Genomic DNA, 22,718 nt, shown 5'->3' on the forward strand with positions numbered 1-22,718 from the left:
CTCTAGGGACTCCTATTTTTACAAAATACGGTGAAAATGAAGAAATAGCAGTCTCTAAAGGCTCTTATCCGATTGCTTTTCTACCGAATCTACACTTCACTTGAAGGTTAAGAGTCTCTAGGGACTCCTATTTTTACAAAATACGCTGGAAATGAAGTAATAGCAGTCTCTAAAGGCTCTTATCCAACTGCATTTCTTCCGAAACCATACTTAGAAAAATCGGACTTTTATTATGAAATTGACTCCATTATACAACATTGCTTGAGTGATCAAATATGGCAGGATACGGCACTTGATCTTCTACCCTCCATATTTTCAGAAAACAATATTAACCGACTTCTGGGCTCCTGCATAGGATACATTACTACTTTTATCGGAGGGACGTCCATGAACAATCGGAAAAGATGGGGATTCACATTATCCGCCGTCCTACTGCTCAGTTTAATCGTTTCGGCGTGCGGAACGAAAAGCGAAGAAACAACAAAGGTGCGTATTGGTGAAGTCACGCGATCCATCTTTTATGCACCGCAGTATGTGGCTTTATCGCAAGGGTTTTTCAAGGATGAAGGGCTTGATGTTGAATTGACCACCACACCAGGCGGCGACAAAACGATGACAGCCTTACTGTCAAACGCTATTGATGTAGCTTTAGTTGGATCGGAAACTTCGATCTACGTATCACAACAAGGCTCGGATGATCCGGTTATTAATTTTGCGCAGCTAACCCAAACAGACGGGACCTTCCTGGTTGCTAGGAAGAAAGTGGATAAGTTCGACTGGAACTCGCTCAAAGGCTCTGTTTTCCTCGGTCAACGTAAAGGCGGCATGCCTCAGATGGCTGGCGAATTCACATTGAAGAAGCACAACATTAATCCTCAAAAGGATCTCCAGCTCATTCAAAATATTGAATTTGCTAATATCGCGTCCGCGTATGCATCGGGAACAGGGGAATATGTACAGCTCTTCGAACCGCAAGCTTCCATTATTGAAAAAGAAGGCAAGGGCTACGTTATGGCTTCCTTCGGTGTGGAGAGCGGACACCTGCCTTACACGGTATTTATGACCAAACAAAGCTTCTTGAAATCAAATGCAGGAACGGTTCAGAAGTTCACCAATGCGGTACAACGCGCTCAGCTTTGGGTTGCCGCGAAAAGTGTGGATGAAATCACGAATGCGGTTCTGCCTTATTTTAAAGATATCGATGTAGAAATTGTAAAAAGTGTTGTTAAACGCTATAAGGATCAAGGATCATTCGCGACGGACGGCATTGTTGATGAACAAGAATGGAACAATTTGCTAGATGTGATGACTTCCGCAGGTGAGTTGAAAGAAAAGGTAGCTTGGAAAAAGCTAGTGAACAATAGCTTTGCAGAGAAAGCGAAATCGAACGTAAAACCGTAGTAATCAGCATTAGGCATGTCGATGAATCGAACAAGAGGGGGGACGAACATGGATACAGCTGTGACTGTAAAAGACGTGACACAAGTTTATGTGACTGAGAAGCGAGCTACACTTGCTGTTGAGCAGATTGATTTTGAAATCCAGCGTGGTGAATTCGTTAGTCTGATCGGTCCAAGTGGCTGTGGGAAGACAACTCTCTTGTCGATCATTGCCGGGCTTATTCGTCCGACAGTGGGTACGGTGACTGTTGCGGGAGGGATCGTAGACGGTCCATCGACAAGGGTGGGGTATATGCTTCAGCAGGATTATTTATTCCCATGGCGGTCGATTGAAGACAATGCTTGTATGGGTTTAGAAATTACAGGAACGTTAACCAAAGAGAAGAAACAGGAAGTGCTTCATTTATTGGATGAGATGGGGCTGCTCGGCTTCAAAGATTATTATCCCGCTCAGCTATCCGGGGGTATGCGTCAGAGAGTCGCGTTAGTACGAACATTAGCCACAGAGCCTGAACTGCTTCTGCTGGATGAACCGTTCTCCGCGCTCGATTATCAGACCAAGCTTCAGTTGGAGGATTTGGTTGTAGAGACTCTTCGTGCGAAGAAGAAGACAGCACTCCTTGTGACACATGATATCTCTGAGGCAATAGCGATGAGTGATCGTATTATTGTGCTGGATCCTAATCCGGGACGAATTCGCAAAGAATTTATAATTCCGCAGGAAATTCGGTCCTCCGTGCCTTTCGCAGCGCGGGAATTGCCCGATTTCCATGTGCTTTTTCGATTGATATGGCAGGAGTTTGGGGGCGTGCATCATGAGTGATGGTCAGCAGCAGGCGCGTCTCAACGAAAATGCGGACGATACGCTTACACAGCAAGTTCATCAGCAATTTTTGGCTGAAAGGAAAAAGAAAACGAAGTATGTAAGACTTGTTCAACTAGCCATCCTGCTCTTATTTTTTATCTTCTGGGAAATGGCGGCCCGTCTGAAGTGGATCGATGTGCTGCTTTTTAGTTATCCAACGAAAGTTTTTAAGCTGCTCTGGGATAAACTCCTTGATGGCAGCCTCCTTCCGCATGTGGGCGTAACGGTCGTCGAAACCATTATCGGCTTTGTGTTAGGCACTTTGTTCGGTACGGCGTTAGCGGTTGTGATTTGGTGGTCGCCGTTTCTCTCCCGTGTGCTTGATCCCTATATTGTCGTGCTGAATAGTATGCCTAAAGTAGCCCTTGGACCGTTATTTATCGTTGGTTTGGGACCAGGCTTGCTCTCGATTATTGCGACTACACTTTCGATAACTGTTATTATCACAACCCTAGTCGTCTATGGGAGCTTCAAAGAGGTGGATAACAACTATGTGAAGGTCGTCACTTTATTTGGGGGTAATCAGCGAAAAGTGTTCTTAAAAGCTATTCTACCCGCTTCATTCCCAGCCATCGTCTCGACTTTGAAAGTAAATGTAGGTCTGGCATGGATCGGTGTGATCGTAGGCGAATTTCTCGTATCGCAAATGGGTCTTGGTTATTTGATTATATACGGTTTTCAAGTGTTTAATTTTACACTGGTTATCTCTACATTGTTCGTCATTGCGATTGTGGCTACAGTTATGTATCAAATTGTGTCCAATTTGGAAAAAAGAATGACAAAACATAGATAAGTCTTGCCACAGTTTGCCCAAAATGAAATAATGAGCCCATAGTTAAAACCAATAACGAGGTGAAAAAGCTATGGGCTTTCGTGTGCTCAAAACAGCGCTAGCGGTCGTAATAGCGATGTATCTAGCGCACGTATTCGGGATAAAAACGCCTGCGGCAGCGGGACTTCTTGCTATTCTAGGTATAGAAGTGACGAAGAAAAAAGGGATTCAAAGCGCATTTCATCGGATATTAGCTTCCATGCTCGCGCTTCTCGCAGGCTCTCTTCTTTTTATGGTATTGGGGTTCCATGTGTGGGTTGTCAGTATATTCATCCTCGTCGTGTTTCCCGTCCTGCATAGGCTGCGGATTACGGAGGGGGCGGTGACCGGGGCAGTTGTTATGCTGCATCTTTTCGCCTATGAAACTGCTGGATGGATGGCGGTTCTGAATGAAATGTATCTTCTGCTCATAGGATTGGGTACAGCGACACTCATCAATATCGCCTATATGCCTAAGACGGATAAAGCGATCGAGGGACATAAGCAAAGAATCGAGGCGCTATTTTCGGATATTTTCGTAAACATGGCTAAGCATTTGAGAGATAATACAGTTGTGTGGGATGGCAAGGAGCTTTTGGAAGTTAGTGAAGAGATTGATCAAGGGGCAGGGCTAGCTAAACGTACGATGGAGAATACACTCATTTTCGGAGGAGACCCCTACTTGCAGGTATATTTCTTTATGAGGGAGGAGCAGTTGGAGTCGATCCACCGAATGATCGATCTGGTTGCCCAAGTGTATCAAACTTTGCCGCAGGGGGAGTGGGTGGCAGCGATTCTTGAAGATATTAGTCAAACCGTTAAGGAAGACTACTATACTGGTGAAGCGGAGAAAGAATTGCAAGTTCTGGATGCTCGTTATAAACAGCTGCCTTTGCCGGAAAGCCGGGAAGAATTCGAGGTGCGATCTGCCATTTTACAGCTTAACAGGGAGCTTATGCAATATTTATCTATAGCCAAAAAGCAAAAAAAACAGCGCCCAGAGGCGGGTTGACTCTTAAAGATATGAGTATTTTTATATCGTAAAAATAATATAAAATAATTGTCACTCTAGACTGCTGTCCTGCATACACTTGTAATGAATGATTGTATGGAGGAGGTTGAAAGGATGTCATTAGATAAAGATTTGCAAAGCAGAGAGATCATTACAAAAGCTGTCTGCGGTAAAGGTCGCAAATTTTCGCATGTAAGTCATACCGTGACTCCGCCCTTTTCTCCGACCAGTATATTGGGCGCTTGGATTATTAATAACCAATTCGAGTCGATCCAATCTGGAGAGGGCGTAGAGGTAGTTGGTACTTATGATATCAACATCTGGTATTCTTACGATCGTAACACCAAAACAGATGTAGCAAAAGAAACCGTTTCTTATGTAGAAATTGTTGGGCTAAGTTATCTGGACAAAAAACATAGGCCAACAACTGCTGAAGTATCTGCTGTCGCAACGCAAGAGCCGAACTGTGTGGAAGCAAGTATCTCTTCTAGCGGCGACAGCGTAGTCATTCGGGTGGAACGGGAGTTCCAAGTTGAGTTGGTCGCTGAAACGAAAGTCTTCGTCATTGTTAGCCCCTACGGCCCCAGTGACTTCGACGACAAGCATGTAGATTTCGATGACAACGGCGATGGAGATTTCGAGGATCTGGACGCCGATCTGCTTGAGGATGATTTGGATTAAGGAATCTTATACACCAGTGTATGCGGGTGAAAGAGGTTCGGCAGAGGGCATTTGCCCTCTTTTTTGTTTTATTTCAATAAATGGGCATTTCAATCAGATGTACGGACTGTGAGGATGGAATGAGAACGGAGAAGGGGCAAAATGGATGGAAACATTCTTACTGCACGCACAGGAAAAAGAAGCGCTGGAGCTAGCGGATCTCATCCGCATACCCAGTGGTTCAAGGCTGCCAGCCGATTGGCGAGGTCAGGTCATCATCCATTGGGGAATTGCTCATGATGAATGGCCGCTGAAGCCAGCACTGCAGCCGATCAAGTCGATTCTTAGGGCTCAGATGCGTTCGAAGCGAGAAGAACTGCTTCATTTGCACGGCATCAAGACGGTAGCTTGGCAGAATGGCCGAAGTGCCAAGGATGAGCGATTAGCATTCACACATAAATATAAGGTAGCTGTATTTCATTTACAGACATTGGCTGTTTATGAGAAGAAGGAGACGCTTCTGTTGTCGGAGAAAGCTCTCTATGATCAAAGACAATTAAATGCCAGTTCGGCTTACATAGAAGTTACACCAGATCGTGCCAATTTTCATGTCCGAAGGGCTAGCCGTGAGTCTGTAAAAGCTGTCTATGCGCTCGGCCTAGACTATGGCCTTGTCACCATAGGTGTATTGCCTAGCGGGCACACCTTGGTATTGGATGTGGATCCCGTTCCTAAGCTGAACGGGAAGCTGGCCCAGTTGTTCGCGCAGGCGATTGATCGCTATGAGATCGCTATCGCGAAGGAGCTGCGGCGCAAGGAGCGGGCGATGCTCGGCAGCGACCCCGAGTTCCTGCTGCTCAGCCCGCAGGGCAAGGTCGTCTTCGCCGACCGCTTCCTGACGCGGGACGGCGAAGTCGGCTGCGATGCCGTCGTGCTCAGCGGACATCGCCTGATCTTGCCGCTGGCGGAGCTGCGGCCGCAGCCAAGCATAGACCCGCGCGAGCTGGCGAGGAACCTGCGATCTACGATGCAGCTCGCCGCGCGGAAGATCGACGACGAGAGCCTCTCGTGGCTCTCGGGCGGCATGCCGGTGGGGGGCTACCCCCTCGGCGGACATATCCATTTCAGCCGCTGCTGGTTGAATGGGCATTTATTGCGCGCGCTCGATAACTACCTCGCGCTGCCTTTGATCTTGATGGAGGGCGACACGACGCGAGAGCGCCGCCCTCGGTACGGCTTCCTTGGCGACTTTCGCAAGAAGTCGCATGGGGGCTTCGAGTACCGTACTCTGCCAAGCTGGCTGCATTCGCCCGATATCACGCGCGGTGTGTTCGCGCTAGCCTCGCTTATTGCTGATAACTACTGGCTGCTGCCTCGGCAGCCCTTGCAGGATCCGGAGATTCAAGCGGCCTACTATCGTGGGGATAAGCAGCGGCTTCAAGCCACCGTTGCGAAGCTTTGGCAGGATCTTGAGCAGCTGAAGGGCTATGACGTATTCGCTGCCGTTCTGGAACGTCTCCGAGCAAGAATCATGTCAATGGAGCCATGGAACGAAAGAGCTGATTTTCGCAAAGCTTGGAAAATTGCACCCTACCATCGTAAAGAAGCTTTTGAAGAACAAATCATGTTATAATAGTGTATCTATAAGAGATTTGAAATGGTTTTAATCTGTGCATTGGGATTCATATTTGGATGGTGCATTTACAGTTGGATAAGAGCCTTCATAAGCCGCTATTTTACATAAAAGCGTTGCTGGTTGATGGATAGCGGTCTTTAGAGGCTCTTATTTCGAGAAATCATTGGAAAATGAAGCGTATCTGAGTTAGATAACAGCCTTTAGAAGCTTCTATTTTTGTTAAAAGCGATAAAAGTGGATGGATAGCAGTCTTTAGGGGCTCTTATTCCAGGAGTTCATTGGGAAAAGTTATTGAATAACAGTCTGTAGATGCTCGTCCTCTGACATTCTTTTTTGCACACATATGAAAATAAAGATTGGTAGTTTCATAGATTTTGACAATGAATATAGTGATTGGTTGGAGGAACGCAAGGTGGCCCAATATACGCCGATGATTCAGCAATACTTGGCCGTGAAGGCGCAAGTCCCGGATGCTTTTTTGTTTTTTCGTCTGGGTGATTTCTATGAAATGTTTTTTGATGATGCGATCAATGCTTCACGAGAGTTGGAAATTACGTTAACAGGTAGAGAAGGCGGCGGCGACGAGAAAATCCCGATGTGCGGTGTCCCTCATCACGCTGCGGACAATTATATGTCTCGGTTAATCGAGAAAGGGTATAAAGTCGCCATATGCGAGCAAGTTGAAGACCCAGCTGAAGCCAAAGGTGTCGTGCGGCGTGAGATTGTTCGAATCGTTACGCCGGGGACCGTTATGGATAGCAAGCTTCTAGGCGAATCGAGCAACAATTACATCGTTTCCCTAGTGAGTCAGGAACACGGATATGCCTTTACGGCATGCGATATTTCAACGGGGGAGTTATATACAACACGGCTTTCTAACTCATGGGAACTCGTCGTTGATGAACTCAATGTGTACAACCCTTCGGAGATTATTACGGATAATGGTTTATTAACGACAATTCGGGAAACAGGCCTCACATGGGGGCGCAGTACGGTGCTAACGGAATGGACGCAAGTGGATGAAAAGCTGCTGGATGAGCATTTTGCTGAGGATGCCGCACTGCCTACTTTATCCGCTTTGAACCGTCAAGGCGTTGCTTTGCTGCTTGCTTATTTAAAAGAAACGCAAAAACGAGCATTGACCCATGTGAAGCATATCCGGGTATATGAGCCCGATCAATTCATGACGATGGATCCTTTTACGCGTAGAAATCTTGAACTCGTTGAAACGGTACGTGAACGCGCGAAAAAAGGTTCTTTGCTTTGGCTGCTCGACAAAACAGTAACAGCGATGGGCGCTCGGATGCTGCGCCGTTGGATCGAAAAGCCGCTCATGAGTGTATCACGCATCGAAGAGCGGCTGGAAGCTGTCAATCTGCTCTACAATCAGCTCATTATCAGAGAAGATGTGAAGCAAGCGTTGAAGGAAGTCTACGATTTGGAGCGTTTAGTTGCTCGTATTTCCTACGGGAATGCGAATGCTCGCGATATGATCGCTCTCAAGCACTCTTTGCAGCAGGTTCCGCTGCTTCAAGAAGTATGTGCAGCTTCCGGTTCGGAAACGCTTCGCAAACTCGTCGAAAATATGGATGCCTGTGAAGATGTAATGTCGTGGATTGCTAGCGCCATTGAGGACGAGCCTCCTGTTTCCATTCGGGATGGCGGAATGATCCGAGAAGGCTACCAGCCATACTTAGATCAACTACGGGAAGCAAGTAAGAACGGGAAACAGTGGATCGCGGAGCTCGAGCGTCAGGAGCGGGAGGCAACGGGCATCAAGTCGCTCAAAATCGGCTACAACAAAGTGTTCGGTTACTTTATTGAAGTCACCAAAGCGAACATGTCCGCACTGCAGGAAGGCCGTTACGAACGCAAGCAGACGCTTGCGAATGCCGAGCGCTACGTAACGCCGGAGCTCAAAGAGAAAGAAGCGCTCATTCTGGAAGCGCAGGATAAAATGGTTGATCTGGAGTACGAGCTGTTCACGGAGCTTCGCGACCGGATCTCTGAGCATATCTCCAGATTACAGAAGTTGGCGGAAGTGATCGCTACCGCCGACGTGTATCAGTCGCTGGCCACGGTCAGCGCGGCGCATCACTACCGCAAGCCGGAGATCGGCGAAGGCTTCGATCTCGAGATTGAAGAAGGCCGCCATCCTGTGGTGGAGGCGGTCATTCAAGACGGCTCGTTCATCGCGAACGAAACGAGCCTGCTGCTGGATGAGGGCCGCATTCTGCTTATTACCGGACCAAACATGGCCGGTAAGAGTACCTATATGCGGCAGGTCGCCGTGATCTGCCTGATGGCGCAGATCGGCTGTTTCGTACCTGCCAGATCTGCGCGCATTCCGGTCACCGACCGAATCTTCACGCGGATCGGCGCTGCCGATGATCTGATCGGCGGTCAGAGTACGTTCATGGTCGAGATGATGGACATCCAAGTGATGACCGAGAAGGCGACGAGCAAGAGCCTCGTCATCATCGATGAGCTTGGCCGAGGCACCTCGACCGGGGAAGGGATGGCGATCGCGCAAGCGGTCATCGAGTTCCTGCATGACCGGATCGGCTGCAAGACGCTCGTTTCGACGCATTTCCACGAGCTTGCGCATCTGGAAGAAAGCCTTGGGCATCTGCGTAATCACTGCATGGCTGTGAAAGAGAGCGGCAGGCAGGTGACCTTCCTGCGCAAGCTCATTCCCGGGGCAGCGAGTACGAGTTACGGCATCTACTGTGCCGAAATCGCGGGGCTGCCCGAAGACATCATTCAGCGCTCCTATGAGCTGCTGAATGGGTTTGAAGAGCGGGCGGCGGGCGCTGCGCAGATCGCCGCAACGACGGCTGTCGTCCCGCAGGCGGCTGCTCCCATACAGCAGCTGTCCCTCTTCGAGGTAGACAGTACGGCAAACACGGCTGTCAAGAAGAAGCAGCCGGACAGCAAATCTCAGCTGGTGCTCGACCAGCTGAAAGGGATCGATTTAATCAATATGACGCCGCTGCAGGCGCTCAATTTAGTATACGAATGGAAACAAAAGCTGCAATAAGCTTGTTGATGTAAGTTATTATGGTTTCGCAGTTCATTTTTACAACATTTCAGCCTAATCATATATTCGAGGAGAGACGCGCATGAAACAACCAAGAATGAAAACAATGAAGGTTACACTAGCACTGGCGTCGGCTCTTATGACGGTTCTGCCCTTAAATGCGTTGGCACAAGAAGATTTACAAACACAGCAAGTCAGAGAAATCATTGGGAAGCTCCATGTAAGTGGTGTAACAGAAGAAGCGCTAGCTAATCAAAGCATCAAGCAAATGGTAGAAGGTCTGAAAGATCCATATACGGTATTTTTCAGCCAAGAAGAATATGGTCAGTTCTCCAGCTCCTTAGAAAATAATTACGTCGGCATGGGTGCTCGAATCGGGATTGATGACAAAGGTGTGTATTTATCCGAGGTTTTTGCAGGTTCATCAGCTGAATCAGCCGGCTTGCAGCGTGATGACTATGTCCGCGCGGTGGATGGCGTCCCAGCTTCTACAACGTCTATCGATGAAGTCAGAAACAAAATCGTTGGTGTAGCAGGGACGAAAGTTAAAGTTACCGTACAACGCGCTGACAAGGAATTAACCGTTGAGATTACTCGTAAAGGGATTAATGTACCTGAAGTGTATAGCAAGAGCTTCACGAATGGTGTTGGTTACATTCAAATTACGGATTTTTCAAGCGATGCGGACGAGGATTTTGGTAAACAGCTTACGGATCTGCAGGCAAAAGGTTTGAAATCTTTGATTCTAGATGTTCGTAATAATCCAGGAGGTCTTGTGGATACGGCTCAGAACATTGCCAAGCATTTTGTTAAAGAAGGCGTTCTGATTCATACTAGAGACCGCAATGGCGTGGATGATCCGGTGTTGATCAACGGCGGAACGGAATTGTCCATTCCTGTTTACATTTTAGCCAATGAGTATAGCGCAAGCGCTTCGGAAGTGCTGTCAGGCGCTCTGCAGGACTACAATGTTGCTAAAGTGATCGGCATGCAAACGTATGGCAAAGGTAGTGTACAACAGCTTTATCAATTGGATAACAATAGTGCGCTGAAAGTGACCGTTGAAGAGTACTTAACGCCGAATAAGCGTAAAGTGAACAAAGTCGGAATCACTCCGGACATCAAAGTGGACGGAGCTTCTGCTCAATTAATTACAGCTTTACAGACAGTGGGGATTACAGATATTAACGTTGAGATTTCCAAGCACAGTGTGACTTATAACGGCGTGGAAATAGGAAGCGGATTCGGTAATTTCCGTGAAAATGGCAAATTATACGCATCAACACGCGGCCTGGCGGCACTTATTGGAGCTACAATTACATGGAACGAGACGACGCGTACAGTCGATATTTCCGATAATAAAGGAACGCATGCCATTCCTGCCCAGGCAGACAAGCTAATCATTGAAAACGGGACTAGCTACGTCAATGTTGATCTATTCGATGATTATTTTCCGCAGCTGCAAGTGAAGGATCAAGGGGAGAATGTTTCCTTCCGCGCTGTAAAGGGGAACTAAGAATTATGGGTAAAATCCAACTCTTAAGCGAACATATTGCGAACCAAATCGCCGCAGGGGAAGTAGTTGAACGACCTTCTTCTGTGGTGAAAGAACTCGTCGAGAACTCGGTGGACGCCGGCAGTACTCGGATTGATGTGACGATTGAAGAGGGCGGTCTTCAGCTGATTCGGGTGTCCGATAACGGCTCCGGTATGGCTTTGGAAGATTGTGAATTAGCCTTTCAGCGTCATGCGACGAGTAAAATCGCGACAAGCAAAGACTTATTCTCGATACGAACATTAGGCTTCCGCGGAGAGGCTTTGCCGAGTATAGCGTCCGTGTCTAGGCTAGAGTGTGTGACTAGTTCTACGAATGATGGACTGGGGCGGAAAATATCCATTGAGGGCGGCACGATTCGCAGTGTCGAAGAAACGGCTGCTTCACGCGGGACTGAAGTGTCGGTGAGGGAATTATTTTACAACACACCGGCACGGTTGAAATATATGAAAACGATCCAAACCGAGCTTGGCCATATCTCAGATTATTTGTATAGATTAGCGCTGGCTCACCCTGGTATCGCCTTTTCGTTGAAACATAACAGCAATCTCCTGCTGCAAACGTTGGGCAATGGAGACTTGCTTCAGGTCATCGCAGGCATCTACGGCACAGCAATCGGCAAGCAAATGCTTCCTCTCCAAGTGGAAAGCTTGGATTATACCATCACGGGCTTCGTGGCGAAGCCCGAAATGACCCGCGCGAATCGTGGCGGCATCTCGACCATTGTGAATGGTCGTTACGTGCGCAACTTCGCGCTGAATCAAGCGCTGCTGCAGGGATATCATACCCTGCTGCCGATCAACCGTTATCCGGTGGCTGTGCTTCACATCGGGATGGATCCTGCCTTAGTGGATGTGAATGTACATCCATCTAAGCTCGAGGTCCGCTTTAGTAAAGAAGCGGAACTAACCGCTTTAATCGAAGCCGAAGTGAAACGGCTATTTGGAAGGCAGGTGCTGATTCCGCAAGGGATGAAGCCAGCCGCACCTAAGGGCGCATACGTACAGGAACAGCTGGATCTTACTAGGACGGTTGAGCCGACAACTGGATCAAGCTCTTCCACGCCGGCAGCTTCTTCTGAGATACCTACACCGCTTCTTGATTCTACGATACAACGTGTATCCGTGGATTCGGACAGCATGGTTTTGCCGCAAGTGAAGGAGGCCGGTACAGCGTACCGACCAGAATCGGTGTCAACTTCCCGGCCACCAATCGTAGAGCCACTGAGAAGCTCCACAGCTTCCACAGCTTCTGTAACTTCCGGAGCTTCATATTCGAGCCGTCCGACATCACCATCAAACAACAGCTACTCGTCTGCTGCTGGGAGTAATCCCAGAAGTACGTCCATTCAGCAGCAGCGCCGGACGAACGAAGCGTTCATGGACCTACTGCCTTCCAAACAGGAAGGCGAGGCTCCAGCGCTTCCCGCTTTTCCAAGATTGGACCCGATCGGTCAAATGCACGGCACTTATTTGGTCGCCCAAAACGAAGAAGGCTTGTTCCTGATTGATCAGCATGCTGCGCATGAACGAATTAATTATGAATATTATTACGAGCGTTTTGGCAATCCTGCTGAGGCAAGCCAAGAATTACTCGTTCCTATTACTTTAGAGTTTACACCGTCTGAAGCAGGTATTATTGCCGAGAAGCTGTCGCTTTTTGAGCAAGCAGGGGTGTATATGGAGGCTTTCGGAGGGAATACGTTTCTGGTCCGTGCGCATCCTCACTGGTTTCCATCAGGAGAAGAGAAGGGGATCGTCGAGGAAATGTGTGAGTGGGTTCTCAGCGAGAAAAAAGCTGTAGACATCGCCAAACTCAGAGAAAAGGCGGCTATTATGTGTTCTTGCAAAGCATCGATCAAAGCCAATCAAGGACTAAGTGTTCTTGAGATGGAAACGCTGATCGATCGGCTAGCAGGCTGCCGTAATCCTTACACTTGCCCGCATGGACGACCGATTGTCGTCAGCTTTACGACTTATGAACTGGAAAAAATGTTTAAGAGAGTGATGTAAACCTGTGCTAGTGACAACTTCGTATAATCCGTCCAGTGATTTATTGGACAAAGCCGTGCGATTGGCTGCTGCGTATGATGGCCGAGTCGTATCCCGAAGGAAGTATTCTTTGGAACATCTTAGGAATAATTATAAGGATGATTCCCTTCTGCTTGTGACCAGAGATGAGATCAGGTACTATGGAGAAGACCAACCTGCATACTTTTTTCATCCCAGTATGGCCCTCGTTCGAGTCAAACGTATGCAGCGAGGCGAAGTCGATTTATTAATTGAGGCTTCTGGTGCAGCTTTTGGCGATGATATCTTGGATTGTACAGCAGGTTTAGCGTCGGATTCTATCGTGTTCTCCTTTGCTGTTGGCCCCCAAGGAAGCGTCACAGCACTCGAAAGCGAAAAGATTCCAGCTATGCTGATACAAGAAGGTTTAGCCGTTTATGAATCGGAAATTCCCGAGCTAAACGAGGCTATGAGGCGCATCACGGTTAGAAAGACACATCACCTCGCGTATTTGCAGCAATTGGCACCGCAAAGCGTAGATGTTGTCTATTTTGATCCGATGTTTCGCAGTCCGATTGAGGAATCTCAAGCGATTTCTCATCTTAGACGCAATGCGAACGATGAAGCTATCAGTATGGCATCTATCGAAGAAGCTAAAAGAGTTGCACGCAAGAGCATTGTGCTCAAAGAAAACAGAGACAGTAAAGAATTTGCCCGGCTCGGATTCGAGCATGTATTGCGATCGACGACCAAAACAACGTATGGAGTGATTCGACTGTGTTAGCCCCATCAGCCAAGCCGAAATTACTCGTGCTACTAGGTCCCACGGCAGTTGGTAAGACCAAGCTAAGCTTAGAAATCGCTCAGAAGTTTGGCTGCGAAATTATTTCCGGAGATTCCATGCAGGTGTATCGAGGTATGGATATTGGAACTGCCAAAGCGAGTGAAGCTGAGCAGAAGCTTGTCCCGCATCATTTGATTGATATTCATGATCCTTCCTATCCCTTTTCGGCGGCTGAGTTTCAAGAACGTGTTAAGGCTTTGATTCTGGACATTCATTCGCGTGGAAAGCTTCCATTTATTGTAGGAGGTACAGGCCTTTATATCGAGTCTGTATGTTACGATTATCAATTCACCGAAGTCAGTATGGATGAAGCGTTCCGCCAAGAACAGGAAGCGTATGCCACTGAGCATGGGGATGAGGCGCTGCATCAGAAACTGCGTGATATTGACCCTGAGAGCGCTAATCGACTTCATGCCAATGATCGTAGACGTGTAATACGAGCTCTTGAGATTTACTATATCTCAGGTGAAACGATGACAACCCATTTGGCGTCCCAGAAAAAAGAGTCTCCTTACGAACTATGTATCATTGGACTGACGATGGATCGTGCACTGCTGTACAAGCGTATTGAGGAACGTATCGACGCGATGATGCAGGAGGGGCTTATCGAGGAAGTTCAATCGATCCTTGCCGCAGGCTGTCCCAAGCAAGCGATTTCCATGCAGGCTCTCGGATACAAAGAAATCGTCAGCTACCTGGAGGGTGAGTTGAGTTTAGAGGAAGCGGTAACGCTGCTCAAGCGTGATACGCGCCGATTTGCGAAGCGCCAATTGTCATGGTTTCGGCATATGAAAGACATTCATTGGGTGGATGTGACGGAATCAGCAAATTTTTCTGCCCATTTCCAAATTATTAATGATATACTAGCAGGAAAGTTTGTACATAAAATTGAATATAATTAACAAATACACCAATAGAAAATAGCGCCTTCTGGCGATAGTTTCATTCCATTAAGGGGGACCACTGATGAACAGATCCATTAATATCCAGGACAATTTTCTTAATCAACTGCGTAAAGAAAGCATTCCCGTTACCGTATATTTAACCAATGGGTTTCAAATCAGAGGACTAATTCGCGCATTTGACAACTTCACGATCATCATTGACAGTGAAGGACGTCAACAAATGGTTTACAAACATGCCATCTCCACCTTCACGCCGCAACGAGCTGTTTCTTTAATGGCTGCCGCTGAAGCTTCGGAATAATCCGTACTCGTACGTTTAGTTTTGCAACTTTTCTATGGACTGAATCGTCTAACCGAATAGAAACTTGTGGGAGCAACCTTGTTTAAGGTTGTTCTTTTGTTGGTTACTACTAGAGAAATGAACAGCGAGGGAGTCGATGGATTTGGAGAAACCTACGAGCAAGAAAACAACTGCGAATGCAAAGACGAAACCACAAGGAAGCAACAAAGGCTCTAAGAAAAAGGGGTTTAATGTTCGACAATTTATTATGGGTTCGATTATTGCTGCCATTTTGGCTATTATTTGTGCAATGGGTATTTATATCGTCGTTATTATGAACGGCTTTAAGATTCTCGATAACAACATTGATAAGATTGATACAGCGAGTGAATCTACACTCATTTATGCGCAAGAAGAAGGAAAAGACAAGGAAATTGGAAAAATATATAAAGGTGAAAATCGAGAGAGTGTGAACATCAAAGATGTTCCCGATCGATTAAGGAATGCATTCATTGCCACGGAAGATCGTCGGTTTAACGAGCATTCGGGTGTTGATTTAAGATCCATTGGCAGAGCGCTTGTCAAAGATATAATTCATATGAGCGCTGTAGAGGGTGGAAGTACAATTACCCAGCAGCTCGCTAAAAATGTGTTTCTAAGTTCCGAGAAAACAGCTTTTCGTAAAGGGACGGAAATGTCTATCGCTTTTGCTTTGGATGAACGGTTTAGTAAAGATGAAATACTCGAAAAATATTTAAATCGTATTTACTTTGGCAGTAATGCTTATGGCATTAAAGCGGCAGCGAAGGTGTATTTCGGTAAATCCAACCTGAATGAATTAGAGGTATGGGAAATTGCGACGCTAGCTGCTCTGCCAAAAGCTCCGTCGAGATATTCGCCACTAACTCATCCGGACTTATCGAAGGAACGTCGTGCTGTCGTTCTTAAGCTGATGACCGACCAAGGCTATATTACAGAGGCCGAGCGTGCGAAAGCAGAAACAGTGGATTATGTACCGCCTGCAGCGGCTAGTCAAGGCGCCAAAGATTACGCGAGTTTCTTGGATTATGTTGTAGATGAAGCGGAAAGTATGTATGGCATCGAAGAAGATGAGTTGCTCACCAAAGGCTACCGCATCTATACGACAATGTACCCAAAAGCGCAAAAAGTGATGGAGCAGACTTATGCGAATGCAAGCTTTTTCCAGAAGGACGCTTCTGATGGTCAAAAGATTCAAAGTTCCATGGTTATCGTGGATAACAAAACAGGCGGGTTGATGGCGTTGATAGGCGGCCGGGATTACAAACAAAAAGGCTTCAGTCGCGTGTATTCCAAAAGACAACCAGGCTCTTCGTTCAAGCCGATAGCGGCATACGGTCCTGCACTTGAGAGCGGGAATTATACGCCGTATTCCATTCTCGATGATACGCAGACGAGTTTCGGTAACGGGACTTACTCCCCGCGTAACTATGACCGTGTGACGCATGGGCAAGTCACGATGTTTGAGGCAGTTAAAAAATCTTACAATTTGGCTCCTGTTTGGTTATTAGATCAAATTAAAGTGCCTAAAGCGATTGAATTTGCGAATAAGATCGGGACTCCGCTCAATAAAGAAAAGGATCAAAACTTATCCATTGCGCTTGGCGGACTTACAGATGGCGTTTCTCCTTTACAAATGGCGACGGCTTACACAGCTTTTGCTAACCAAGGGATGCAAAATAAAACACATGCGATTCTACGCATTACAGATGCGCACGATAAAGAAATAGCCGTTTATAAACCAGAGAAGAAGCAGGTAATTCAACCTAAAACTGCTTATTACATGACGCTGCTGCTTCAGGGTGTTGTAGAAACAGGCGGTACGGGGACCAAAGCGAAGTTCAATCGTCCTGTAGCCGGCAAAACGGGTACAACTGGACTGGACATCAAGGGCATTGAACAATATGATCGTGATGTTTGGTTTGTCGGCTATACGCCGGAGTGGACAGCTGCTGTCTGGGAAGGCTTCGATAAAGTGGATGCGAAGCACTATGTCACAATCGGCAGCGGAAGTCCATCAGCTATCTTTAAAGAAGTGATGTCGAAGTCGCTGGAAGGCCGACCTGTGACGAACTTCGTGAAGCCTGATAGCGTGCCTAATCTTACGGAACCGCCAAAAGGGATTACGGATTTAGCTGCGGTGTATGTACCAGAAACGAAGTTGGTTAAATTAACTTGGTCATCACTGGGTGAGAAGATCGCTTATCAATTGTATCGCAAAGGTGCTAGTGAAGCAGAGCCAAAGATGCTGACTCAATCAGTTGTACCTGGGGTGAATGATACTACAATTAGCAGTGAAGAGACGTATCAATATTACGTTGTACCGATTAATTTGGACTCAAATACAGAGGGCGCCAAATCCAATGTAGCTTCTGTCGAAATACCGAAGGATGGCACACTTCCTGACGGTACCAAGCCGTCACCTTCACCATCGGTCTCGCCATCTACATCACCAGGCAAGAATCCGCTAGAGCCAACGCTGTCACCGGGTACGAAGCCTACGCCATCGCCCGGAAGCACCAATAAGCCTGGCACAAGTCCAACGCCAAGCATCAACCCAAGCCCTACCCCATCACCGGCTGATAAGCCGGTTGATGGTTCCGAGGGAAAGCCGAAGGATGGCAAGCAAGACGGGGGACAGATTATTGTGCCGAAGATATAGTGACTTGTTGCTTGACCGGAGGTCTTTTGGACCGAAATGATACGAACACGGTTTGATCTTAAGTAGAGATGAACATGCTAGTTAGGGATGAATTTCATTCTTAAAGTCCATAGGACTAGCCTAAAATCCTATTTTAACGATGAAAAGCAGCTTTATGAGGGAACAGCAGACCCGCATTTCGCGGGTCCCACACTAAACCTACATACTATTGACGGAGGAATTTTCAATGAACTTGCATTTCAACATGCTTAAATCAACTAAGCTATTACCGGTAACGTTGATCGCGTTAACTTTAATCGCGTCGGCTTGCGGCAACAAACCTACCGAATCTGCCGGCGGCACAGCAACGCCTAAGAGCGGCGCAACAGCACCTGCTCCTACTTCAGCAGCATCTCCGGCGGCATCGCCAACTGCAGCTCCTAAGCAATGGAGCAAAGCGCCGGATATGACGATTGATCCTAACAAAACCTATCAAGCTGAAGTAACAACGTCCAAAGGAACGTTTACCATAGATCTTTTCGCTAAGGAAGCTCCGAAGACCGTTAACAATTTTGTATTCTTGTCCAAAGAAGGCTTTTATAACAATGTGACGTTTCATCGCATTATCAAAACGTTCATGATTCAAACAGGAGATCCGCTTGGAACAGGCAGAGGCGGTCCAGGCTACAAGTTCGCGGATGAGCTGAAAACATCGCATACATATGAACCCGGCATTGTCGCAATGGCGAATTCCGGTCCCAATACGAATGGCAGTCAGTTTTTTATTTGTTCAGGAGAAGACTGTGCAAATCTCAATAAAAAGCCTGACTATTCGATTTTCGGCAAAGTAACGGCCGAAGGCATGGCAACAATATCTAAAATCGCTGAAACACCTGTTGAGATGGGTGGCGAGTCCTCGCCAAGCAAGCCAAAAGAAAAAGTCACGATTAACGCAATCGTCATTAAAGAAAAATAGAATATCATATTCTAAAAAGTGAAGGATGGATAGGAGAGAAAACCGCGTGAAACAACCATGTTTATTGTTCCATGGATTCACCGGTGGACCTTATGAGGTTGAGCCGTTAGCACGGCATTTACGTGAACGCGGGCAGCTATGTGAGGTTCCGCGACTTCCATGGAACGGAGAATCCAGTCATCAATTAAAAGAAGGACATTGGGAAGATTGGGTACGCGAAGCTGAAAAGCATGCAGAGAGAATGACGATCCAGTATGGATCATTTGATATGGTAGGCTTCTCGATGGGAGGTCTGCTGGCCGCTTATTTATCCGTACGATATCCGGTTCGTAGACTGATTCTTTTGAACACGGCAGTCATTTATGTCAGCCCTAGAAGGATGCTGGATGTCATTCGAGATGAGTGGAAATATCAAAGGAAAATCAGCTTTATTAAAGCGAAAACCACGCCGCTGCGAGCTACCTGGCAGTTTACGCGACTTGTACGCCATTTGAAACCAGAACTAAGTCAGGTAAGCATACCAACACTCATCGCACAGTCTGAAAAAGATCAAGTTATTCATCCGCAAAGTGCGCGATACATCTATAGTAAGCTAAAAGGACAGCGCGAGCTCCATTGGCATTCCAGATCTAATCATTTGATATGTCTGAGTGAGGATGCAGGCACGTTGTTTCGTCAAGTTAGTGCATTTTTGGATAAGGAGTAGCAAGGATGACTGTACAGCCAAACATGAATAAGAAACAACGAGCCTTTACTCCAACACCGAAAAAACGCCGACGAACTGGGCAAAAATCTACATTTAACCGAATGCTTGTGAGAGTGTTCCGAATCGTGGTTACCGTGTTCCTCTTGCTTGTCGCTTGGATCGTCTATATCCAGTGGAAGGTTCAAATCGCTCCTGATCAAACACTGCCTAAGCAAGTAGACGTGGGTATCGTTCTTGGTGCTTCTTTACGCCAAGATATCCCGAGCCCTGGTCTCCAGGAACGTCTAGATTTGGCTGTTGATCTTTATAAAGAGGGTCGGTTCAAACAACTGATCGTCTCCGGAGGTCTGGATCATAACGGCTCCAAGCTAACGGAGGCAGAGGGAATGCGTAATTATTTGGTTAAAAAAGGGCTTCCTGCCAAAAGCATTTTGTTAGAGCCGCGGGCGACAAGTACCTATGAGAATTTGCTATACAGCAAGCAAATTATGGACGAGCAAGGTCTTGTAAGTTCGATTATTATGACCCATCAATTTCATGGTTCTCGTTCACTCGATATTGCGGAAACGATCGGCTTGAAGCAGCCTCTCATTTCATCAACGAAGTCAGAGGTTCTTTTCATGCCTTACCATGAAGCGAGAGAAACGTTAGCTTATACCAAGTGGTATTGGACAAAGCTGTTGTTGATGGCAGGCATATGAGATAACAAAGAAGCATGACCTGTAAGCGGGATTTTCCCGCTTGCTGGCCATGCTTTTTTTGATTGTTCCTTGGTTATCCGTTTACAATGGCTCCACCGTTCACATGTAAGATTTGACCAGCCATATAGGATGAATCCTCACTTGCGAGGAAAACATAGCTGGCAGCGAGTTCACTTGGCTGACCGGCACGTTTCATTGGTGTAGTCGAGCCGAACGTGGCAACTTCCTCTGCGGTGAACGTAGAAGGAATGAGAGGCGTCCAGATTGGACCTGGAGCTACGCCATTCACTCTTATGCCTTTAGCGTTCAGTTGAAGAGATAGGGAGCGTGTGAAGGTGACAATGGCCCCTTTCGTAGCGGAATAATCGAGCAGCTGCTCATGGCCGTGATAAGCCGTAATAGAAGCCGTGTTGATAATTGCGCTCCCGGATTTTAGGTGGGGTAGTGCAGCCTTGGTTAAATAAAAGAAAGAGAAGATATTGGTTCGAAACGTCCGCTCCAACTGCTCCGAAGTGATATTCTCGATGCTAGGCTGAGGATGCTGTTCTGCTGCATTGTTAACTAAAATATCGAGTTTGCCAAACTTCCCGACAGCTTGCTCAATGATTTGCTTGCAGAAATTCTCGTCGCCAATGTCTCCCGAGACATGCAGACACTTACGCCCTGCCTTTTCTACATGACGCTGCGTCTCCTCCGCATCGGTATGTTCGTTCAAATATACCAATATAACATCAGCACCCTCTTTGGCATAGGCAATCGCGACCGCGCGGCCAATTCCGCTATCGCCACCTGTAATCAGGGCGACTTTATCCTTAAGCTTGCCGGCTGCTTTATACCCCGAATGCTCAAAGACAGGAGGAGGATTCATCTGTGACTCAATGCCTGGCTGCTGGTTCTGATGCTGGGGCGGGAATGCTGGTTTCTTTTCTGTTGCTGTTGCCATGTGTATTGCTCCTTTCATCCTAGACAAATTCTTTGTTAGGATGATACAAGGGGCTGCAAATCATACTTAATTCGGTAATGATAGCCATATCTGGCTTGGTAACCAAGCTTTTCATATAATGTTACCGCGGGAATATTAGAAGTAATAACCTGCAAATATTGTTTGGTTGCACCGTGCTCCAGACTCCATTCCGTCAGTGCGTGCATGAGGACGTACCCAAGTCCTTTGCCTCGATGGCCTTCATGGATAACGACGTTTACAAAGCCTGCCCATTCGCCCTCTACAATAGCTGTACCTAACGCGATGATTTGGTCATTTAGTTTCAGCTGGAGAAACCCTTTCTGAACTGGCATTCGCTCAAAAAGACCGCTATAGAAACCTCTGCGCTCTTCGGGAAACTGTTCAAGCATAAGGAAAGCGTCAAGCCACTCTGCATCCGCTGCATCTGCCCATTCAATTTGAATAGACGACTTCTTATGCATCATCTTATTGTTCGCGTTATCGGAAACTTGCCGACTGGTTGCAGTCATCAACAGACATGGCGTATCAATCGCATAGCCTTTTGTTTGAAGAAATCCATCTAAACCTTCAGGAGAAGCATCGCTAATATGAAAAATTGCGGGTAGACCTAATTCTTGATAGAATTGCTCAATCCTTGCAAGCCAATTAGGATCATTTGGATATTCGCCAATGGCAAGCACACTGTTTGCACGTTTAGTAACTCCACGGGAGGTCCGTAGGAGCCAATTGTCAATGGAAGTGGATGACTCGGCAGGCCACGTGTTTGATGCCACCTTATCGATGGCGATATAAAAATCTATTTTTTCGTTCATTTCTAGCGATCTCCTCTTCAAGTAAGTTTCCAATATTATAAATAAATTTATAGAGTTATGTATATAAAATAATCATTTGCCTTTTACGCTGTTAAACATCCTTTAGGATGTTCGATGCTCACTCGCCCCCCCGCAATCAGCTGCTTTAACGATGAAAAACATCGCTAACTCGCCAGGCAGCTCATATATTCCGACTGTAACGATGTAAAACATCTTTAAAGTCGCTCGATACCGCAACTCAGCAACATCGATTTCCTCAACTTTATTCACGAAACCCAATCACCCTCGCCCGCCCGCCAACGCGCTCCGCCAAAGTGGAAAAATTTCATCCTTTGATGTAAGCTATGAAACAACAGGAGGAGGATTTTTTTCTTGGAACTTATCATTCGTACCGCACAATTAGAAGATTACGAGGCCGTAAATGCCATTATTCGAGTAGGGCAGGAAGAACATGCGGATGCATTGCCGGAGCGTTTTGCCAGGTTGGATCACGTTGTGGCTATGGGTTGGTACCGAAGCTTTTCAGACCAACAGAACAAAGTGATTTTAATCGCGGAGAAAGAGGGCTTGGTCGTTGGAGTAGCTATGCTGGAGATGAAGAAATCTCCTACCTATGAAGCGTTAGTTCCTCGTACTTATGCGTATTTAAATGAACTAGCCGTCTCAGCGGACTTTTTGCGTCAGGGCATTGGTACAAAGCTATATGAAGCTTCTATAGCCTGGGCTAGGGAGCGTTCTGCTGCTTCACTAGAATTAAACGTGTGGGAATTTAATGAGCGTGCCATTGCCTTTTATAAATCCTTAGGGATGCTTACCTTAAATCGCACCATGACGACACATATATGATCAGTAATGAAGGAGC

20 protein-coding genes are annotated in these 22,718 nt (G+C 46.8%); 17 read left to right on the forward strand and 3 right to left on the reverse strand.

Translation table 11 applies throughout. The annotated features are described in order from the left end of the window. Positions 1–387: 387 nt before the first annotated feature. The 16 genes from ASD40_RS05460 (at position 388) to ASD40_RS05535 (ending at position 20,080) form a co-directional block, all read left to right on the forward strand. The gene (locus ASD40_RS05460; protein ID WP_057302331.1) at positions 388–1,401 is read left to right on the forward strand and encodes an ABC transporter substrate-binding protein; all 1,014 of its coding nucleotides are present in this window, start codon (positions 388–390) and stop codon (positions 1,399–1,401) included. 48 nt (positions 1,402–1,449) lie between these two features. Continuing rightward, positions 1,450–2,223, forward strand: coding sequence for an ABC transporter ATP-binding protein (locus tag ASD40_RS05465; protein WP_057302332.1), 774 nt, complete (start codon positions 1,450–1,452; stop codon positions 2,221–2,223). Continuing rightward, positions 2,216–3,058 (forward strand): ABC transporter permease, encoded by an 843-nt coding sequence (locus ASD40_RS05470; protein ID WP_057302333.1) that lies wholly within the window; start codon positions 2,216–2,218, stop codon positions 3,056–3,058. Before ASD40_RS05465 ends, ASD40_RS05470 begins: the two co-directional genes overlap by 8 nt. A gap of 70 nt (positions 3,059–3,128) precedes the next feature. Continuing rightward, on the forward strand, positions 3,129–4,088 hold the full coding sequence (locus ASD40_RS05475; protein WP_057302334.1) for an aromatic acid exporter family protein: 960 nt from the start codon (positions 3,129–3,131) through the stop codon (positions 4,086–4,088). Positions 4,089–4,202: 114 nt separating this feature from the next. Beyond that, complete coding sequence (gene cotE, locus ASD40_RS05480; RefSeq protein ID WP_057302335.1) at positions 4,203–4,769, forward strand: outer spore coat protein CotE; 567 nt, start codon at positions 4,203–4,205, stop codon at positions 4,767–4,769. A 145-nt stretch (positions 4,770–4,914) separates the two neighbouring features. Beyond that, positions 4,915–6,381, forward strand: coding sequence for a putative amidoligase domain-containing protein (locus ASD40_RS05485; RefSeq protein WP_057302336.1), 1,467 nt, complete (start codon positions 4,915–4,917; stop codon positions 6,379–6,381). 415 nt (positions 6,382–6,796) lie between these two features. Beyond that, positions 6,797–9,424, forward strand: a complete 2,628-nt coding sequence (gene mutS / locus ASD40_RS05490; protein ID WP_057302337.1) for a DNA mismatch repair protein MutS — start codon at positions 6,797–6,799, stop codon at positions 9,422–9,424. An 82-nt stretch (positions 9,425–9,506) separates the two neighbouring features. Beyond that, positions 9,507–10,940 (forward strand): S41 family peptidase, encoded by a 1,434-nt coding sequence (locus ASD40_RS05495; protein ID WP_057302338.1) that lies wholly within the window; start codon positions 9,507–9,509, stop codon positions 10,938–10,940. A 5-nt stretch (positions 10,941–10,945) separates the two neighbouring features. Then, positions 10,946–12,991, forward strand: coding sequence for a DNA mismatch repair endonuclease MutL (gene mutL, locus ASD40_RS05500; protein WP_057302339.1), 2,046 nt, complete (start codon positions 10,946–10,948; stop codon positions 12,989–12,991). A 4-nt stretch (positions 12,992–12,995) separates the two neighbouring features. Continuing rightward, positions 12,996–13,772, forward strand: a complete 777-nt coding sequence (locus ASD40_RS05505) for a class I SAM-dependent methyltransferase (protein ID WP_057302340.1) — start codon at positions 12,996–12,998, stop codon at positions 13,770–13,772. Further along, a complete protein-coding gene (gene miaA / locus ASD40_RS05510) occupies positions 13,766–14,734 on the forward strand; it encodes a tRNA (adenosine(37)-N6)-dimethylallyltransferase MiaA (protein ID WP_057302341.1) in 969 nt (322 codons plus the stop codon). The genes ASD40_RS05505 and miaA overlap by 7 nt, the downstream gene beginning before the upstream one ends. Before the next feature lie 64 nt (positions 14,735–14,798). Continuing rightward, positions 14,799–15,038, forward strand: a complete 240-nt coding sequence (gene hfq / locus ASD40_RS05515; protein ID WP_029193229.1) for an RNA chaperone Hfq — start codon at positions 14,799–14,801, stop codon at positions 15,036–15,038. A gap of 142 nt (positions 15,039–15,180) precedes the next feature. Next, positions 15,181–17,718, forward strand: a complete 2,538-nt coding sequence (locus ASD40_RS05520) for a transglycosylase domain-containing protein (protein ID WP_162251201.1) — start codon at positions 15,181–15,183, stop codon at positions 17,716–17,718. 226 nt (positions 17,719–17,944) lie between these two features. Next, a complete protein-coding gene (locus tag ASD40_RS05525; RefSeq protein WP_235549174.1) occupies positions 17,945–18,673 on the forward strand; it encodes a peptidylprolyl isomerase in 729 nt (242 codons plus the stop codon). A gap of 46 nt (positions 18,674–18,719) precedes the next feature. Continuing rightward, complete coding sequence (locus ASD40_RS05530) at positions 18,720–19,379, forward strand: alpha/beta hydrolase (RefSeq protein WP_235549175.1); 660 nt, start codon at positions 18,720–18,722, stop codon at positions 19,377–19,379. A 5-nt stretch (positions 19,380–19,384) separates the two neighbouring features. After that, a complete protein-coding gene (locus ASD40_RS05535) occupies positions 19,385–20,080 on the forward strand; it encodes a YdcF family protein (protein ID WP_235549176.1) in 696 nt (231 codons plus the stop codon). A gap of 73 nt (positions 20,081–20,153) precedes the next feature. On the opposite strand, the gene ASD40_RS05540 is transcribed toward ASD40_RS05535, so the two are convergent. The 3 genes from ASD40_RS05540 to ASD40_RS37065 form a co-directional block, all read right to left on the reverse strand. After that, positions 20,154–21,023 carry an SDR family oxidoreductase gene (locus ASD40_RS05540; RefSeq protein WP_057302344.1) on the reverse strand — a complete coding sequence of 290 codons (870 nt, stop codon included), beginning with the start codon at positions 21,021–21,023 and terminating at the stop codon, positions 20,154–20,156. Between the two features lie 35 nt (positions 21,024–21,058). After that, on the reverse strand, positions 21,059–21,856 hold the full coding sequence (locus ASD40_RS05545) for a GNAT family N-acetyltransferase (protein ID WP_057302345.1): 798 nt from the start codon (positions 21,854–21,856) through the stop codon (positions 21,059–21,061). A gap of 102 nt (positions 21,857–21,958) precedes the next feature. After that, the gene (locus ASD40_RS37065) at positions 21,959–22,126 is read right to left on the reverse strand and encodes a hypothetical protein (RefSeq protein WP_156389905.1); all 168 of its coding nucleotides are present in this window, start codon (positions 22,124–22,126) and stop codon (positions 21,959–21,961) included. Positions 22,127–22,228: 102 nt separating this feature from the next. Between ASD40_RS37065 and ASD40_RS05550 the strand changes: the two genes are divergently transcribed. Further along, complete coding sequence (locus ASD40_RS05550) at positions 22,229–22,702, forward strand: GNAT family N-acetyltransferase (RefSeq protein ID WP_057302346.1); 474 nt, start codon at positions 22,229–22,231, stop codon at positions 22,700–22,702. The last annotated feature ends 16 nt before the right edge of the window (positions 22,703–22,718 follow it).

This window comes from Paenibacillus sp. Root444D2 (genome assembly GCF_001426375.1).
In the GTDB taxonomy this organism is placed as follows: Bacteria; Bacillota; Bacilli; order Paenibacillales; family NBRC-103111; genus Paenibacillus_E.

Coding starts and splice junctions, on each gene's coding strand:
- ASD40_RS05495 (WP_057302338.1), top strand. CDS start 9,507: ATGAAACAACCAAGAATGAAAACAATGAAGGTTACACTAGCACTGGCG.
- cotE (WP_057302335.1), top strand. CDS start 4,203: ATGTCATTAGATAAAGATTTGCAAAGCAGAGAGATCATTACAAAAGCT.
- ASD40_RS05540 (WP_057302344.1), bottom strand. CDS start 21,023: ATGGCAACAGCAACAGAAAAGAAACCAGCATTCCCGCCCCAGCATCAG.
- ASD40_RS05485 (WP_057302336.1), top strand. CDS start 4,915: ATGGAAACATTCTTACTGCACGCACAGGAAAAAGAAGCGCTGGAGCTA.
- ASD40_RS05525 (WP_235549174.1), top strand. CDS start 17,945: ATGAACTTGCATTTCAACATGCTTAAATCAACTAAGCTATTACCGGTA.
- ASD40_RS05460 (WP_057302331.1), top strand. CDS start 388: ATGAACAATCGGAAAAGATGGGGATTCACATTATCCGCCGTCCTACTG.
- ASD40_RS05475 (WP_057302334.1), top strand. CDS start 3,129: ATGGGCTTTCGTGTGCTCAAAACAGCGCTAGCGGTCGTAATAGCGATG.
- ASD40_RS05545 (WP_057302345.1), bottom strand. CDS start 21,856: ATGAACGAAAAAATAGATTTTTATATCGCCATCGATAAGGTGGCATCA.
- ASD40_RS05535 (WP_235549176.1), top strand. CDS start 19,385: ATGACTGTACAGCCAAACATGAATAAGAAACAACGAGCCTTTACTCCA.
- hfq (WP_029193229.1), top strand. CDS start 14,799: ATGAACAGATCCATTAATATCCAGGACAATTTTCTTAATCAACTGCGT.
- ASD40_RS05470 (WP_057302333.1), top strand. CDS start 2,216: ATGAGTGATGGTCAGCAGCAGGCGCGTCTCAACGAAAATGCGGACGAT.
- ASD40_RS05465 (WP_057302332.1), top strand. CDS start 1,450: ATGGATACAGCTGTGACTGTAAAAGACGTGACACAAGTTTATGTGACT.
- mutL (WP_057302339.1), top strand. CDS start 10,946: ATGGGTAAAATCCAACTCTTAAGCGAACATATTGCGAACCAAATCGCC.